At 58.0% G+C, this 17490-nt stretch carries 11 protein-coding genes and 1 tRNA gene; 6 read left to right on the top strand and 6 right to left on the bottom strand.

Features of this window, described 5'->3' with window-relative positions; translation table 11 throughout:
- Window positions 1-147 precede the first annotated feature (147 nt).
- Window positions 148-1446 (top strand): response regulator, encoded by a 1299-nt coding sequence (locus tag VEH04_17980; GenBank protein ID HYG24667.1) that lies wholly within the window; start codon window positions 148-150, stop codon window positions 1444-1446.
- Window positions 1447-1468: 22 nt separating this feature from the next.
- On the opposite strand, the gene VEH04_17975 is transcribed toward VEH04_17980, so the two are convergent.
- The 3 genes from VEH04_17975 to VEH04_17965 form a co-directional block, all read right to left on the bottom strand.
- Window positions 1469-2632 carry a DUF4861 family protein gene (locus tag VEH04_17975; GenBank protein HYG24666.1) on the bottom strand — a complete coding sequence of 388 codons (1164 nt, stop codon included), beginning with the start codon at window positions 2630-2632 and terminating at the stop codon, window positions 1469-1471.
- Window positions 2633-2777: 145 nt separating this feature from the next.
- On the bottom strand, window positions 2778-4028 hold the full coding sequence (locus tag VEH04_17970) for a M48 family metallopeptidase (GenBank protein HYG24665.1): 1251 nt from the start codon (window positions 4026-4028) through the stop codon (window positions 2778-2780).
- A gap of 35 nt (window positions 4029-4063) precedes the next feature.
- On the bottom strand, window positions 4064-4972 hold the full coding sequence (locus VEH04_17965) for a rhomboid family intramembrane serine protease (protein HYG24664.1): 909 nt from the start codon (window positions 4970-4972) through the stop codon (window positions 4064-4066).
- A gap of 250 nt (window positions 4973-5222) precedes the next feature.
- On the opposite strand from VEH04_17965, the gene VEH04_17960 reads away from it, so the two are divergent.
- From VEH04_17960 to VEH04_17950, 3 genes are all read left to right on the top strand, one after another.
- Window positions 5223-8243, top strand: coding sequence for a two-component regulator propeller domain-containing protein (locus VEH04_17960; GenBank protein HYG24663.1), 3021 nt, complete (start codon window positions 5223-5225; stop codon window positions 8241-8243).
- Window positions 8244-8303: 60 nt separating this feature from the next.
- A complete protein-coding gene (locus VEH04_17955; GenBank protein ID HYG24662.1) occupies window positions 8304-8963 on the top strand; it encodes a response regulator transcription factor in 660 nt (219 codons plus the stop codon).
- A 190-nt stretch (window positions 8964-9153) separates the two neighbouring features.
- Window positions 9154-9972 (top strand): prepilin-type N-terminal cleavage/methylation domain-containing protein, encoded by an 819-nt coding sequence (locus tag VEH04_17950; protein ID HYG24661.1) that lies wholly within the window; start codon window positions 9154-9156, stop codon window positions 9970-9972.
- Window positions 9973-10068: 96 nt separating this feature from the next.
- On the opposite strand, the gene VEH04_17945 is transcribed toward VEH04_17950, so the two are convergent.
- Window positions 10069-10953 carry a PEP-CTERM sorting domain-containing protein gene (locus tag VEH04_17945; GenBank protein ID HYG24660.1) on the bottom strand — a complete coding sequence of 295 codons (885 nt, stop codon included), beginning with the start codon at window positions 10951-10953 and terminating at the stop codon, window positions 10069-10071.
- Window positions 10954-11381: 428 nt separating this feature from the next.
- Here VEH04_17945 and VEH04_17940 point away from each other — a divergent pair, with 428 nt between their 5' ends.
- The gene (locus VEH04_17940; GenBank protein ID HYG24659.1) at window positions 11382-14846 is read left to right on the top strand and encodes a hypothetical protein; all 3465 of its coding nucleotides are present in this window, start codon (window positions 11382-11384) and stop codon (window positions 14844-14846) included.
- Window positions 14847-14944: 98 nt separating this feature from the next.
- On the opposite strand, the gene VEH04_17935 is transcribed toward VEH04_17940, so the two are convergent.
- A complete protein-coding gene (locus tag VEH04_17935; GenBank protein HYG24658.1) occupies window positions 14945-16471 on the bottom strand; it encodes a YifB family Mg chelatase-like AAA ATPase in 1527 nt (508 codons plus the stop codon).
- Between the two features lie 168 nt (window positions 16472-16639).
- On the opposite strand from VEH04_17935, the gene VEH04_17930 reads away from it, so the two are divergent.
- Window positions 16640-17170: a hypothetical protein gene (locus VEH04_17930; protein ID HYG24657.1), complete on the top strand. Its 531-nt coding sequence runs from the start codon at window positions 16640-16642 to the stop codon at window positions 17168-17170.
- 36 nt (window positions 17171-17206) lie between these two features.
- On the opposite strand, the gene VEH04_17925 is transcribed toward VEH04_17930, so the two are convergent.
- Window positions 17207-17281: transfer RNA gene (locus VEH04_17925), tRNA-Val, on the bottom strand.
- Between the last annotated feature and the right edge of the window lie 209 nt (window positions 17282-17490).

Genomic DNA, 17490 nt, shown 5'->3' with positions numbered 1-17490 from the left:
GAGCTTCCTCTTCCGACACTTGAACATTGTTCACGGTGCTGGGTCAAAACCCCATAACGCACTTGGGTAATCCCCACCATAATCGCTCCTAGCATTCGGAAATAAACGCGCTTAGGTCGAAGTTTCCGCTGTGGCGAAGTAACACGTATGATTGCACAGAAGATTCAGGAAAACGGCACCCGAACCTCCCGCCGCTTGCTGCGGGTTTTGCTGATCGAAGATTCCGAAACCGATGCGTTCCTGCTCGAGCGCGCGCTCACCAAAGGCGGGCTTCGCGTTCAATGCCGCCGCCTGGCAACGTCGGAGGAAATGACCGCTGCCCTGGACGAATCGCGCTGGGACGTGATTCTGGCCGATCATTCCATGCCGATGTTCAGCGCCACAGAGGCTTTGAAACTTCTCCAACAGCGCGGTGTCGACGTCCCATTCATTATTGTATCAGGCCACATCGAGGAGGAAACCGCCGTCGCGGCGATGAAATCCGGCGCGCACGATTATATCATGAAGGATCGCCTCGCCCGGCTTGTTCCAGCGGTCGAGCGGGAATTGCGCGAAGCTGAAATGCGACAGGCTCAGCGCGAATGCGAAGCGGCACTGCGGCGCGCGCACGATGAGTTGGAACTTCGCGTTGAACAACGGACTGCGGACCTGCAGGAGGCCAACGTGCGGTTGCAGAGCCTGCTTGAGGAACGCCGCCGCCTCGAAACCGAGCTTCTTGAAATCGCGGAAAATGAACGTCGACGCATCGGCTTTGACATTCATGATGATCTCGGTCAGAAACTGACAGGGCTGCTGCTGCTCGCCCAGGCGGTTCAGCAACGATTGACCAAAGAGAAGCATCCCGCCGCAGAGGATGCCGAACGTGTCGCGGATCTCGTTGATCAAATCATCCACCACACGCACAATCTGGCCCGCCGCTTCAGTTCACTCGATGTTCAGGGGGATGATCTTGCGGAAGTGCTGAAATGCCTCGCGGCCAATGTGGAGAAGATGTTCAACATTCCCTGTTCGCTGGTGATCAAGGGCGAGATCCCGCCTCTAAGCGCGAACACCACGATGCAGTTCTACAAGATCGCGCAGGAAGCCATCAGCAATGCGGTCAAGCACGGCAAGGCCACGCGAGTCTGGATTTCCGCGGCCCAAGTTCCCGATCAACTGGTGCTGACGATCAAGAACGACGGCCTTCCCTTTTCCCTGCCGGAAGGAAAGAAAAACCGCATGGGTCTTCGCATCATGAATTACCGCGCGAACACCGTGGGCGCGACTTTCAATATCGAGCCGAATGCCAAGAACGGCACCATCTGCACCTGCACCCTCCCCAGGCCAGCCGCCTCGCCTGCAAGGAACGGCAGAAGTCACGCTGTGAAAGTCCCTGCCGCTGCGCCTGTCCACGCGGGGTCCGATCTGCCCATGCCAAACGTGGTTTGCGCCACCCTTCAGGCCTGACGACACCGCGTGAGCATCGCGGTTACTTGACAGTGATCGCGATCGGGGAAGCGAGACCCTGGCTGAATTCCTCCACGTAGTTCTTCCACGCATCGGGCGTGGTGAAATGGCCCGCGCGGTCCCAACAGAAACCCGCCCAGTACGAGACTGTGTTCGTGGAAGTCACCTTGAGCAACAAGAGTTGATTCAGGTTGTCGCTTGCGGATTTAACAACGGATGCCGGATCTGCGACCACCGCGAGACCTTGATTTCCGGCATTCTTCTCCACGCGCTCCCATTTCACGATCCATCCGCGCTCGGCGTTGTTCTCGAGTTGCTCACCGGAAACCTTCTTCAACCCTGCCGCCGCAGTGAGCGTTGCCGGCTGATTCGGACGCGTGAACGGCTTGAACGTGCTGACGTAATGATCCAGCTGCTGTCCCGCATCAAGGGAGACGCGTTTCACCTCCGCGACACTGATGCCGTTCACGTTGAATGGCTCATAAACAAGTTCGAACAGGACGCGGATCGGGCCGTTCGCGAGCACTCGCGAGTTGACGAAGTTTCGCGAAACCCAGAGCCGTTCGTCCGCCCAAAGGCCGCTGCCGCCGTTGCCGCGACTCAGGCCTGCCGAATAAAAATCCGCGCCGTCTCCATGATCGGTGTGGTAATCATCGGCGAGATACCAATCGTTCAACACCATCCTGCCGGTGCGCTTCGACCAAATGTCGATCGTGCTGCTCGACAGCGGTTCGCCCTCCCAGGTTTCGAGCGCCTTTCCATACGTGCGATGCGCGATGCGGTCATTTTCCCATGCGAAATCATCGAAGCGTTCACGGTTGAATCGGCCAAACGCCTTGAACTGTTGCAGGCTGTAAACGTGCTTGTTCCCTTGCGTGAGCGTGAACGTTTTAGATTCGCCGGGAGCGAAGTCCGCTTGGAAGATCAGCTGGTCGGGTGTGCGGTACGTGTCGCCGTCGGAATCCACAGCCTGAACCAACAATTCCCCACCTGCAGCATCGCGCACGTGAATCCGTGTTAGGTCGGTGCCGAGCGGCGTAAGATCGCGTCCAGAAACTTCGATCGTCTGGCTGGGCCGGGACAACTGGAGTTTGTTGACGGCGGTAACCGTGAGCTGCGTCGCTGCCGGGGCGAGGGCGGGAACGACAAGGCACAAAGCCAGCGGGAGGAGTTTGGTAGTAATCATAGAGCGCCTGTCCTACCTAGATTTTTCAGCCGCAGGTGTCAAGCGCCACACGGACCAGCTCCCAAATGTCCCGCGGAATCGCACGGTGCGCTTGCGCTGTCCCTGCATATCAGCCCGCCCCCCACGGTTCGCAGCGCGATGTCCCTTACGGTTTCGCAAGCAGTGCCTGCTCGCGTTCCAGCAACGCTGGATGCGAATAATAGAACCCGCTGTAGAGTGGATGCGGCGTGAGGTTGCTCAGATTCTTTTCATTCAACTTGCGCAATGTCCCAATCAGCGCATCCGGGCCTTCCACCGCCTCGCGCGCAAATGCATCTGCCTCATACTCGTGACGACGCGACCACGCGTGCATCAGCGGCGAAAACCAAAACGTGACGACGCCGGAAAGCAGCGCAAACAGCAGCAGCGCGGGGGCGGCGTTGCCGGGCTCAAATCCGAACGCCTGATAAAACCACGCCTGCCTTACAAGCCAGCCCGCAACGAAGAATCCGGCCAGTGACGTGATGGCCGACACGATCAACATCCGCGGAATATGCTTTCTGCGATAATGACCAATCTCATGGGCCAGCACGGCTTCGAGCTCGGGCTCCGACAATTGCTGGATGAGAGTGTCGAATAAAACAATTTTTCGGAAGCCGCCGAGGCCCGTGAAGAATGCGTTGGAATGTCGGGAACGTTTGCTGCCATCCATCACTTCAATGCTCTTCGCCCGAAAGCGTGTGCGATCCGCCAGTTTTAGCAGTCGCTCGCGCAGGCTTCCTTCGGGCAGTGGCGTGAACCTGTTAAACAACGGCAGGATCAGCACGGGCGCGATGATCATCATCACCAGTTGAAAGCCGAGGATAACCGCCCACGCCCAAAGCCACCAATTCGGGCCCGTCCAGTCCACGATCTTTAGCACCAGGACAAGCAGCGGATAACCCAGCACCCCCGCCAGCAATAATCCTTTAAGCCGGTCAAGCCACCAGGTCGCCTGCGTCGTCGTGTTGAAGCCAAAGCGCGATTCCAATCGAAACTGCGCCAGCCATTCCAAGGGCAGGTCGGGAATCGCCAGGCCAGTCCCGACAATGAACAGGAAGGCAGCCATGGCCCAGGCCGACTCTCCCCAGGCGGTTGAAACCAGCTGGAACGCCCACGGCAACACGCCACTGAACAGGATTACCAGAAGAACCGCGGTCCCATACAAACCTTCCAGTTGCGCAAAGCGGCTGCGTGCGAGGGTGTAACGAACTGATTTCGCGTAGGTCGCAGAATCTATAAACCCGCGAAAGGATTCCGGGACCGCATCGGCATGGCGCCGCACGTGCCGCCGATTCAGCCAGGCGAGGCATTGCTCCGTGGACAGGCGCAACAGGATCAGCGCGATGACAATAACGGCGGCAGTGGTCGAATGCATCAACGGCGGCAGTGTAAACCTGCACGCCCCCCGCGTCACTTTGCCATTTTGTTGCGCGCGCGCTCCAGAATGGCGCGTTCGCGATCGGTCAGGCTTTGGATTCCGTGGGCCGAAATTTTATCGAGGATGGGATCAACTTCCTTGCTGATGAACTCCTCCTCAGGGATCTCCGCCGAGATATTCTTCATGGCGGTCCAGTTTGGATTGCGGATGATCGCTGCGCGCACAAGCTGCCGTTTTCGCTCGCGGCGGTTCCACGGACTCAGCCGGGACAACCCCGCGATCCACCGTTCCCACGGAGGAACCACGTAGTCGAGATGCCATCCCACCTTCACCCAGATGACGCCCAACAGCAGTCCGCCCAAATGCGCCGCATGCGCCACGTTTCCAGAAGGCATGACGAGGCCAAAAATCGCAAAACCCAGGCTGATCCAGAGCAGTATCCGGCCAGTCATCGGGACTGGAAAAAAATACAGGAACATCGTGAAGCGGTTCGACCAGTTCATCATGGCAAAGGTGGCGATGAGACCTGACAACCCAGCTGACGCGCCGGCAACCAGCCCGCCAAACCTGGACGGAACGAAGACGCCGAGCAGCATTTGAAGCAGACCGCCCGCGATTCCGCTCAGAAGATAAAGGTGGGTGAACCGCCGTGTTCCCAACATCGATTCAACGGCGCGACCGATAAAGAAAAGGCCCAGCGAATTGAAAATGATGTGGAGCCAGTTGTTGGGATCGTGAAGGAACTGAAAGGTGAGCAACTGCCAGACGAAACCGTGAGCCAATCCCTCCGGGCTCAGGTAAAGGTAATAGGCCCAACGCGGCGGCAACGCTGTGACCTGCAACAGGAAGATAATCCAGTTCACAACCAGCAGCGTCGTTGTCGCCGACCAGTTCAGGCCGCCGGACGATTGCCGCATGTAATAACGATCTGCCAGACCCATGTGCACCGAAAGTAGTCGTGCACACCTTCTTTTTCAACGGATTGTTCGCCCCGTAGAACTTGCCATCGTGCTGATTGTTCCGCACACCTCGCGCGCCGTAGAACGCATTCCTGAAGGACCGCAGCCCTTGTGAGATATCGTGCGGGAACCAGTCATGGCAGGATGCGAACCTCGTTCGCTGGTGCTTGCCTCGCGGTTTCGGGACAGGCACAGTCACCCCGTGATTTTGCGCCGTGAACTCGCCAGGCCCATGCGCCGGGCGGCTACAGCATTGGCAGCCGGGATCGCAATGGTGGAAACCCTGCTCGCCACCTTTTCCTCGCCAGCAGCTGAATCCCCGCATTTTGTTTTCCGTTCCTGGCGCGCCGAGGACGGCCTGCCGCAAAACAAGGTTTCCGCCATCCAACAAACCCGCGATGGCTATCTGTGGGTCGGCACCTACAGCGGACTCGCAAGGTTCGACGGCGTTTCATTCACGGTGTTCCACGACAACAACACGCCCGCGATGCGCAACAGCCGCGTCACAAGTCTTTTCGAAGCGGAGGACGGAACGCTCTGGATTGGCCACGAAAGCGGCGACGTGACCCGCATGAAGGATGGAATCTTCCACGCTGTCCCTCCCCCGGAATGGCTTGCCGGAAAGATCCACACGATTGCCGCCGATGCCGCCGGCGACATCTGGCTGCTCAACGAACTTGGGTTCATCGCCCGTGTCCGGGACCGCCTCGTCCTGAGTCCTCTTGCAGGAAGCGTCGCCAAGATCGTGCAGATGGCTGCGCTTCAGAACGGCGGGATCGCGATTGATCGCGAAGGATTTCTATCCGTGCTTCAGGATGGAACAGTGCGGCTGGTGGAACCCGATGTCGTCACGACAAACAGCTATCTGCAGGGAATTGGTCCAAGCAGGAATGGCGACCTTTGGTTGCTCAGCGACCTGCGGGTGCGGCGATGGAGCCAAGTGACGGGCGTCGAGGACCTAGGCCCGGCTCCATGGGAGGGTTCACCCGTTCACAATCTGTTGGAAACACGCGCAGGACTCCTTGCCGCCGGCACTTCGGACAAGGGGCTTTATCTCGGGAGGCCTGGCGGCGATCACCAGCAGCTTCATCGCGCCACAGGCTTTCCGAGCGATTGGGTCACCGCACTGCACGAGGATCGCGAAGGAAATCTGTGGGTCGGCACAGGGAACAATGGGATCGTTCTCGTGCGCCAGGGAATGGTTCGTACCGTCACTCCACCCGATCAATGGCAAGGCAGCGCCGTTCTTTCAGTCACGAGCGGAGCGGACGGCGCACTCTGGGTCGGCACCGAAGGCGCGGGTTTGTATCACTATGAGGACGATCAATGGAGCAACTACGGCGTGACCGCGGGCTTCGACAATCCCTACGTGTGGTCCGTGGGTGAGGATATTTCCGGGCAGGTATGGGCGGGCACATGGTTCGGCGGATTGCTGATGCGCAGCGGAACTGTGTTTCGAACGGCGGTGCCACTCAGCGATGCCGGCGGACCATTGCTCGCGATTCTGCCTGCGCGCTCGGGAGGCCTGTGGGTCGGGGGTGCGTATGGCCTTCTGCGCCACCGAAATGGAAAATCGATCTGGTATCGCCGCGCAGGCGAAGTGGATCTTCGCGACGTCAACTCAGTCGTTGAAGATCTCGACGGAACTGTCTGGTTCGGAATGGCCAGCGGAGGCATCGGCCAGCTGCGGCACGGGGAAGTTCGCCTGTATCGGCGGCAGCACGGCCTTTCGAGCGATTCGATTCAATGCCTGCACCTCGATTCGGACAGTGTCTTGTGGATCGGAACCTCGGGCGGCGGACTGAATCGCCTGAAGGACGGCAAATTCACCGCGGTGGGCAGGCAGCACGGGCTGGCCAATAGCGTGATTTGCAATGTGCAGGATGACGGCCGAGGCTACTTCTGGCTCAGTTCACACGGCGGTATCATGCGCGTGAGCAAGGCCCAGGTGAACGCGTGCGCGGATGGCATCACCAACAGCCTCGATGTGCTGAATCTCGGACTCAGTGACGGCCTGCCCACGCTCGAATGCACAGGAGGCCTTCAACCCGCCGGATCCCGCACGCCGGATGGACATATTTGGTTTCCAACCACGAAGGGCCTTGTGACATTCAACCCCGAGGCCGTTCGCATCAATACACTGCCGCCGCCTGTGGTGTTTGAGGAAATGCTGACTGACGGGGAAACCGTCAATCTGACGGCCGCGACTCCGATCCAGATCGCGCCAGGAAAGCATCACTTCGAATTCCGTTATGCCGGCCTCAGTTTTGTTGCGCCAGAAAAAGTGCGATTCCGCTGCAAGCTCGAGGGACTGGAAACCACCTGGAACGAAAACGGCACGCTGCGCTCGATCGTTTACAATTATATTCCGCCAGGCCGCTACACGTTTCGCGTGACGGCGTGCAACAACGATGGCGTGTGGAACGACGCCGGCGCGCAGGCTGCCTTCGAAGTGCTGCCATTCTTCTGGCAGACCGGGTGGTTTCGTTCGGTGATCGGCCTTGCCATCGTGGGTGCCGCGAGCGGTGGAGTCTGGTTTGCCACGAGGCGCCGCATGCGGCGCAAGCTTGAGCGCCTCGAACGGCAGCGCTCCGTTGAACGCGAACGATCGCGCATCGCGCGGGACATACACGATGACCTTGGCGCAAGCCTGACTCGAATCACAATGTTAAGCCAACTCAGCCCGGCCACGCGCAATGGCCATTCGGACGGGGACTCAACGGCCGTCCGCAATCTGGACCTGATCTACACCACGGCACGCGAGTTGACTCGCGCAATGGATGAAATTGTTTGGGCCGTCAACCCTAGCCACGACACCCTGGACAGTCTCGCCGCGTATCTTGGCAAATTTGCGCAGGATTATCTGGGCGTCGCTGGCGTTCGCTGCCGGCTGGATGTTCCTCTGCAATTGCCACACTTGGCGCTGACAGCCGAGATCCGCCACAACCTGTTCCTTGCATTCAAGGAGGCATTGCACAATGTGGTGAAACATTCAGGCGCCAGCGAAGTGCGGATCACGCTGTCGCTTTCCGCAGACGCGTTCACGTGGGAAGTCGAGGACAACGGCCGCGGATTCAATCGGGAAGCGCCCGCCACGAACGGGGCTGGCCGAATCAGCAGTGGAAACGGATTGGGGAACATTCAACGGAGGCTGGCCGAGACGGGCGGGGCATGTGAATTGCGAAGCGCGCCCGGCCTTGGGACACAGGTACAATTGACTGTGCCCATCCCGAAGCCAGCAAATGCGGTGTAATGAGAACTATTTACAATTTTGTCATGTCTCCAACGCAGGCCGCATACGATAAATACTGCGATGAGTATTGCGGTTTCCATAGTCGAAGATGACGCGTCCGTCCGGGGAATTCTTTCTGACTGGATCCGGGGAGCGGAAGGCTTCGCCTGTGTCGGCGTTCACGCAAGCGCGGAAAGTGCGATTGCGACGCTGCCGAATGAGAAACCAGCCGTTGTGCTCATGGACATCAATCTCCCAGGAATGAGCGGCATTGAATGCGTTCGGCGCCTGAAGCCTGACATGATGCAGGCGCAGTTCGTGATGCTGACCGTGTATGAGGATTCCGATCACATCTTCAACGCGCTCATGGCGGGTGCGAGTGGTTACCTGTTGAAGCAAACCCCCAGGGAGGAATTGCTTTCTGCGTTGCGCAATGTGCAGGCGGGAGGCTCTCCAATGACCAGCAACATCGCGCGCAAGGTGGTTCAATCGTATCAACGCATCGGCCAGCCGATGCCTGAGACCGAGGAATTAACGGGCCGGGAAAAGGAAGTTCTCGAACTGCTCGCCCGCGGATACCTGTACAAGGAAATCGCCGACACCCTGCACATCCGCGTGCCGACAGTGAACACGTATATCCGGCGCATTTACGACAAACTCCACGTCCGTTCGCGTTCCCAGGCCGTCGCGAAATACACGCATCATCCCGGCGCAGTAGGCGCCAACCGTCCAGGCGCTTAAAATCGAAAACGAGTCTCATCCTTTATCATGCCCAGCGGTAATTATTTTTCATTACAATCGATTCCTTGCCGCTTAATGAGCTGCTATTGTTCTGTTGAACATCAGCACCCAATAGAATGCGCGGATAACCGCAAGGTTTTTAGAAAAACCGCCCCGCTTCAAAATCAGGTCTGAATCTGAACCCGGCCATATGAAACCAAAACAAACAAACCTGTCTGGACAGAATAGCTTCCGCCAGGACGGCTTTACGCTCATTGAGCTGTTGGTGGTGATTGCAATCATCGCCATCCTCGCCGCAATGCTCCTGCCGTCGCTCGCCAAGGCCAAGCAAAAGGCGCATGCCGTCAAATGCATGAACAACCTGAGACAGCTTCAATTGGCGTGGATGATGTACTCGAGCGACAACCGCGATAACATTTGCCCTACGGCGGGAACAGGTAACACCGACGCCCCAAACTGGTGCTACGGGAACATGCAGACGCCGATCGAATCCGTGACCACCAGTTATATCACGCGCGGGTTGCTCTGGGATTACACCAAGTCATTCGCGATCTATAAATGTCCCGCCGATCCGAAAAAAGCGAGCAATGGGGCTCCGACGCTGCGCAGCATGTCCGCCAACGCCTGGCTCAATCCTGCGAGTCCGCCACATAATCAAGGCCTTTCAGCCCCAGGGCGGGTGTTTCGAAAACAGAGTGATATCGGAGGCCGAATCAGCCCCAGCCAGCTCTTTGTTTTTTTGGATGAGAATCACAACACGATAAACGACGGGTGGTTCGTGGTTTCCGCAAGTGCCACTGGTGCCAATGCGTTTACGTGGGTTGATGTCCCTGCCAGCTACCATAACAACGCAGGTGGAATCCTCTATGCCGATGGTCACGCAGAAATCAAAAAATGGCGCGATCCCCGGCTTCTCAAAGCCACCGCGGTCCAAACTCCAGCCGACGCCGCGTCCGGCTACGCTGACCTGCGCTGGTTGCGCGAACGCAGCACTTTTGCGCCACCCTGAATCGGGCGGCATGCTTCGCCCCTACCTGAAACCCCTGCGCACGGAAACAAAAAAGCCCCCGCCTGCACGCAGACGAGGGCTGGTATTGAGGCAAAACTAAGCTTGCTTGCGACGAGCCGCCACAAGACCCACGCCGCCGAGAACAAGAAGCGCGAGCGAACTGGGTTCGGGCACAGGCAACACATCATTCCACGTATCACCAAATCGGATTTCATCAATCGTGCCTGTCGGAGTGCCATCGAACACGAAATTGACGACGCTGCCGAAAGCTGCGAGCCCGAAGTCAAAACCTGTCATTAGAACATTTGCCGATCCGGGTTCAAAGCTGAGGTCCGCAGGATCCATGTATCCATACACAGTGTCCCCTCCCGCTGTATTGGCGAGGTCATATCGCAAGACGAACAGGTGCGTGGTCCCGTCGGCCGCCAATTCGACGTTATTGTCGAAATCCGACTCATCGACCCCGTCCGACCCATTGTTGATGCTCAGGGACAGCGTCGTTCCCAATCCTGTAAAAGTGCTGTAACCGAGTTGCAGTGAACGAGTTCCGTCAGCCCCTGCGAGCGAAGGCGCGTTCCAGGCTTCGACAACGCGGTGGTGCGTGCCGCCGACGCCGAAATTCGCCAGAAAACTGATGTAATAGGTTCCCACAGTATTGTTATCCCAGGGAGTGGCGAGGTTACGCCCACCGCGACCGACTGCACCGGTGGCCAGGGCGCCGCCGCTGCTGAGCAATCCATTATAACTAAGACCCGTTCCAACAATCTGCACGTCATGAGTGGGGTCCCCCTTGAACCATCCACCACTATAGAACGCATCCGTTGACGCTTGCCCGGCGACGTCGCCAGTTGTGTAACCGCCAGCACCGACATTGAATGACTCTGACGATAACAGGGCAGCCTGTGCAGGCAGGACGCCGGCGGCGAGGCAGGCCAGGGCAAGTGCCCGACCTATTCCATCCAGTATGCGGGTTTGTTTCATATGATTGGCGTAGATTATGGGTTGCTTATGAGTTTTAAGGGAATGATGGACGCAGGGATCCTATACGTTCTGATTACCTTGTCATGTCGTAGGAATGTATTACCGCCCACGCCGTAATCCTGTTTCGCAGGCGATTATCCCGTCCGCAACAACAAGTCTGAAGCGAATTGCAGGTCTTCCAAAACGATCCGTAATGCATTTTCGCGACTATTCCGCCCGCAGGAACTTGATACAGTCTGTCCGTCACCGCCCCGGCCCGCCCTCGATTGGCGCATGCATTTCGTCAATCAGCCGGACAGGACATCAAACCACAGAAGAAACCCAACCTCTTCGTAACATCACCTATGATATTGGCATCCCTGTTCCGTTCGCGATGGCTTTGCTGCCAGCGTCAGGCTTGTTCGCATCCGGTTGTCTCTCACAGACTTATGAACACGACCAGACTGCTGTTGCTTTTTTGCACTGTCCTGCACCTTGCGTTTCCGGCCGACGCCCAGTTGTTTGTGCCTGGGGCGGTGAAACGCGAGTATTTCCCCGGCGCCACCCGAGCCCAGGTGAACTCCACCAACCCGCCAACTGCAGCGGCGACGAACTTTTATAGCGCCTGGAACGCCGCTGATGAACGACCCAACTATACTGCGCGATTCTCGGGATTGATCATTCCGACGAACAGCGGTCTGTATGATTTCTATCTGGCCGCCGACGATGACACCGACCTTTATATCAGCACCAATGATAATCCCACGAACAAGTATCTGATCGCGCAGGAGAACACCTGGAGCCCGCCATTGAACTGGACTGTCCCGGGTGCGGCGGGCGGGATCGCTTCCCAGAAAAGCTCGGCCTCCTGGACGAATGGACTGGGCGTCTCGCCGCACGCCGGCGGAATCAACCTGGTCGCAGGGACGCGCTATTACCTGGAAGCCGTTCATCACAACGGCGGCGGGGGTGGCACCTTGGCTGTTACAGCAATACCCCACGGATTTGGAATTGGGGATGGCACGGAAACGGTACTCATGAACGGGTCGCCAGAGTTCATCATCGGAATCGTCATTCCAAATCCCACTCTTCCTGGATTCTCAAGTGCAGGCCAGCCACAAAGCAGGACCGTCGTGGCGGGCACACCCGCGGTTTTTCGCGCCGCGCCGATCTATAGCAGCCAGATTCCCCCTGCTTATCAATGGCAGCGCGGAACCGTGAGCGGCGGGGTCACGAATTACGCGAATATTCCCGGCGCAACAAACGTGAGCTTCGCCACAAATTCCTTTTACACCATCATCGCATCGACCAATGACAACAACGCCAAATTCCGTTGCGTCGTGGCAGTTCCCGGGATCGGAACACCCACACTGGTCCGCACCTCTGGAGTCGCCACATTGACAGTGGTTCCCACCGGCGGACTGACTGTGAGCGGGCGCCTGAAACGGGAACTGTTTGCGAGCGTGACCCAGCCTGCCCCGGGCCATTTTCTGACAAATGTCATCGCACTCGGAAACGTCGGCCCGCCAAACGCGGTGAACACTTTCACTTCGTTTGAAATTCCGTCAGCGGGTGCTCAGTACGGCGAGCGCGTCAGCGGCTTCTTCACGCCGCCAGCCACTGCCAATTATGTGTTCTTCATTGCGGCCGATGACGAAGCGCAACTGTTTGTCAGTACAAACGATCAGCCATCGGGCAAAGTCCTGGTCGCGCAGGAGGATGGGTTCAGTTTGCCGCGGAACTGGATCACGCCCGGCGGTGATGGAAGCATTCCTCAACAAAAGCGGTCTGATCAATGGGTTCCTGATCCGCTGAATCCGCCGCTCGAAGGTCCGCCGCATGCGGCCGGAATTCCCATGGTTGCGGGCAGCAGGTATTACATCGAAGCCATTCATTGGGGAGGCGATCCGAACAACCACCTGGGGGCCACGTTCGCGCGAACGACTGATGTGGAAGCGGGTTTTCCGTTGGACAATGATCCATCGGCGTTCACAGGCAGCCTCATCAGCTACATCACGCGCCCGGTCACAAACTTCCTCATCACTAGCCAGCCGAGCGACGCCGTTCGTTTTGAAGGGCTTCCTTATACATTCCGTGTTTCCGTTCAAACCGACAGCGAGATCACCCCTGCGTTCCAGTGGAGAAAAAACGGCCAGCCGATCACAGGCGCGGTCTCGTCGAACTACACCGCCATCGCGCTGGTGCAGGACAACAACGCGCTCTTTTCAGTGGACATCTCCATTCCGGGCGTTGGCGCGACGAATAGCGCAAACGCGACACTGAATGTGATCCAGGGAACCTTCGCGAGCGGCATTTTGAGGAGGGAGTTTTGGACAAATTCCTCCACCCGTGGCATTACGCGGCCGATCGTCGGTGCCAACGCAGGTGGTTTTCCGGATCCCGACTACACGTTGTTTACCGACACCCTCGACATCAGTGAAGCGCGGGACGACAACTACGTCCAGCGGCTCAGCGGATTCTTTGTGCCGCCGGAAACGACAAACTATGTTTTTTTCCTTTCCTGTGATGATGACAGCGATCTTTTCATCAGCACAGATGAGCAGCCGGCAAACAAATATTTAATCGCGCAGGAAAACGTATGGAGCAGCGCGCGGCAATGGCTGACAGCCAATGGCGGCGGCGACGCCTCATTGAAACGGTCGGATCAATTCAACGGCGGCATTTACGGCGCAGGAATTCCCCTGACGGCCGGCCTGCGCTATTACCTGGAAATTGTTCATCGCGAAGTTGGCGGAGGCGACGTGGTGTCGGCCACCTATAAGTTCATTGGCGAAAACGATCCGCCAAACGGGTCTGCAACGCGCTTAACAGGAAGCTCGCTCGGCACGCCCGTGCCCGCAGCGACAGCGCTTGGAATTGTGACGAACCCCGTCAGCGTATCAACCCATGCCTGGCAGCCTGTATATTTCACTGTTCATTCGACAAACGACAGCATCGTTCCATCCACATACCAGTGGAGGAGAAGCAATGGGGCTGGAGCAATGACGAATATGCCGGGAGTCACTGCAGGAAGCTTCGGGTTCGTGACGTCGCTCAGCGACAACGGTGCTCAGTTCGACTGCGTTGTGCGAGCTCCTGGAACATCACTGGCGCTCACCAGCTCCATCGTTCACCTTGCTGTCTCGGGCATCGGCACCCTCATTCCCAATTCCTTGGCACGCGAGGTTTGGAACATCGGGGTTGGCACCGGCATCGTTGAAAAGGGAGCCCTCGGCCGCAGCGACACAGACGACGTCATTTCGGGAATCGATTTTCCCACCGCAGTATACGCCTCCGCTTCAATGAGAGTGCGGGGTTTTTTCATTCCGCCCGTCACAACGAACTACACGTTCTTCATCTCCTCCGACGACACCGCGGTCCTGTTCCTCAGCCCTGATGATCAACCACGCAACAAGGTTGAGATTGCACGCGAGGAAGGATTCAGCACCGCGCGATCATGGTTGAGCGCAACCAGCGGCGATTCCAACCTGAAACACTCCGATACGTGGACGGCTGATGGCGGTGTGACGCTGCCGTACGGCCAGGGAATCTGGATGACAAACGGCCAACGATATTACCTCGAGGCGATTCACTCCCAAACCGGTGGTGATGAAAACTTCAGCGTGACCTACATGGAAGGAGCCGATCCTGCCGCGTATCCACTTGCAGGCGATCCCTCAATCCTCCTCAACGGCGTGATCGGCTACATGCAGGCACCCGTCATCGCCGCGCGTCCCTTGCTCACCGCAACAAAATCCGGCAGCACGTTGAATGTCTCGTGGACACCAGCAGGCGGCACACTCCAGTCCACGCCCTTGCTATCATCCGGGATCTGGAACGTTGTTGGAACCCAGAACCCCGTCATGATTCCGATCACGACAACCAACCTGTTCTTGCGCGTGGTCCTTCCATAAACTGTCCCGATACAGCACGAAGCCGGATCCAAAAGAGGTCCGGCTTCGTCGTTTAGGATCCATTTTACACCATCACCTCCGTCGTCGCAGAAACGGCCTCAACTCCACAACTGCCTGTCCAGGGATCGAAACTGGATTGCCTCGGAAACGTGCTCAGGTGCCAGGCTTTCCCTCCCGGAGAGATCAGCGATCGTGCGCGCAACCTTCAGGATGCGGTCATACGCCCGCGCGCTGAGATTCAAGTCCGCCATCGCAAACTGCAACAATGCCTTGCCGGCATCGTCCAACTCGCAGAACTCCTTCAGCTCCCGCGTGCCCATCCGGGCGTTGCAGGTGATCCGAGGCTTGCGGCGAAAGCGTTCCTGCTGGCGCTGCCGCGCTTCAATTACCCGGTCGCGAATCGCCGTCGAACTCTCCCCATTCGCCGCCCCCGCGATTTCCTGGAACTTTACCTGCGGCACTTCGATGTGAAGATCGATGCGGTCGAGCAACGGCCCGGAAATGCGCCCGAGGTAATTCTGAATTTCACGTGGCGAACTGCGCGATTCGTGCGGCATTTTGCCGTCCGGGGTTGGATTCATTGCCGCGATCAACATGAACTGGCTGGGAAAAGTCATCGTTCCAGCCGCGCGCGAAATCGTGACGCGGCCTTCCTCGAGTGGTTGCCGCATCGTTTCCAGAACGCTCCTCTTGAATTCCGGCAACTCGTCGAGAAAGAGAACGCCGTTGTGTGAAAGTGATATCTCGCCCGGTGTCGGATTGACGTTCCCACCCAGCAATCCTGCGTCGGAGGCAGTGTGGTGAGGCGACCGAAACGGGCGGCGAGTGACGAGCGCCTGGCCCGGGCTGAGCATGCCAACGATGCTATGAATCTTCGTCGTCTCGAGGGCTTCGTCGAGCGTCAGCGGCGGAAGAATCGTCGCGAGCCGCTTGGCCAGCATCGACTTTCCCGTGCCAGGCGGACCAATCAACAAACAGTTGTGCCCGCCTGCAGCGGCGATTTCCAGCGCGCGCTTCACGTTCTCCTGTCCCTTCACCTCAGAGAAATCCATTTCATCGTCGGGCGGATGATTGAAGAGTGACTGGATGTCCACCTGCACCGGGGGAATGCGAAGGTCGCCTTCCAGGAATGCCGCTGCCTCGCGGAGGTTCTGGATTGGGATCACCTGCAAACCTGCTACCACTGCCGCTTCAGCAGCGTTGTCAACCGGCACCAAAACGCCCGTCTTCCCTTCCGCCCGCGCGCGCAGCGCAATCGGAAGCACACCCTTGACCGCGCGCACGCTGCCCGTCAGCGCCAGCTCGCCAACCAGCACGAAGTGGTCGAGCTGTTTCGTTTCCACCTGCTCGCTCGCGGCAAGCATCCCCACGGCAATCGGCAGATCGAAGCTGGGTCCCTCCTTTTTGACATCAGCCGGCGCCAGGTTGATGGTCGTGCGTCCCATTGGAAATTTGAACCCGGAATTGCTGAGCGCCGTGGTCACCCGATCCCGCGACTCCTTTACAGCAGTGTCTGGCAACCCCACGATGATGATGTTGGTATCCCCCCAGCCCGCATTTACCTCCACTTCGACCGGGTAAGCCTCAATCCCATTTACCGCCGCCGAACAAACCCTTGAGAGCATGCGCAGAGCTAATCAGGACAGATTCCAAACGCAACCGGAAAAGCGCGTGCAAATCTCGTTACCCGCGATCAAAAAAAGGTTGAGCCATTCCTGTCGGGAACACTCACACCGCCAATCCATTGGGAATCCGGTTGTCCGTTCCCGCAGGGGCCGACTAAAGTGAACGACATGAAGATTGAGGCATTGCACATCGGCATGAACGTCCGCCATCCGCAATACGGCGTTGGCGTCGTGAAAACAATTTCCGAAGCAACGTCAGAAATTCACTTTCCTGACGGCAAACGGACGATCGCCCCCGAGCCCGCAGGCCTGATGCCTGCTGAACCCCAGGCGAACGTGAGCGAGTTGGCGGTGCCCTTGAAACAGTTCATCGAACAGACGCTCGAATCGGCTCTCGCCCGCCTGGGCATTGACAAGCCCGATGCCGAGATCGGCAAGCTGGGCGCGCGGTGGCACGGAGGCAAAGCCGTGCTTCATCCCGCCGATCCCGCGCTGCAAACCAAGGAAGTGCCCCTGGAAACCTTCTTCCACAAGATCGTTGGGATGAGGAACCAACTGCGCGTGCTCGAACAGAAAATCAACGCGCACGATAAACTCACTGACGGCGAGAAGATCGAAATGCAGCAGTATATAACACGCTGCTATGGATCGATGACGACGTTCAACGTGCTGTTCAAGGAGAAGGAAGATCAGTTCTGATGTGGAGCAGCGGGGGAATTTCGTGGAGGCGGAGGATGGTGCGCGCTGCAGGTTTCGAACCTGCGACCCCTACCGTGTGAAGGTAATGCTCTACCACTGAGCTAAGCGCGCAACCGCCAAAACAGTAAGTGCGGTGACCGCACCGGGCAAGAATTTTTAGGAAAACCACACTCCAACAGCCGCATGTTCAATGCTTCTTCCCTGCACCGGAAGCGCCGCCTGGAAAGCTCGCCGGCAAAGAAAAAGCCGGACAACAGGTCCGGCCTACACACGGTGACTGCAAAGATACGCAGCGCGAGGATTTCCGCCAGCCCGAACTC

This window comes from Verrucomicrobiia bacterium (genome assembly GCA_035629175.1).
Classification (GTDB): Bacteria; Verrucomicrobiota; Verrucomicrobiia; order Limisphaerales; family DASXHY01; genus DASXHY01.
The sequence above is the reverse complement of the archived record's forward strand: the minus strand, read 5'-3'. Positions and strand labels throughout refer to the sequence as shown.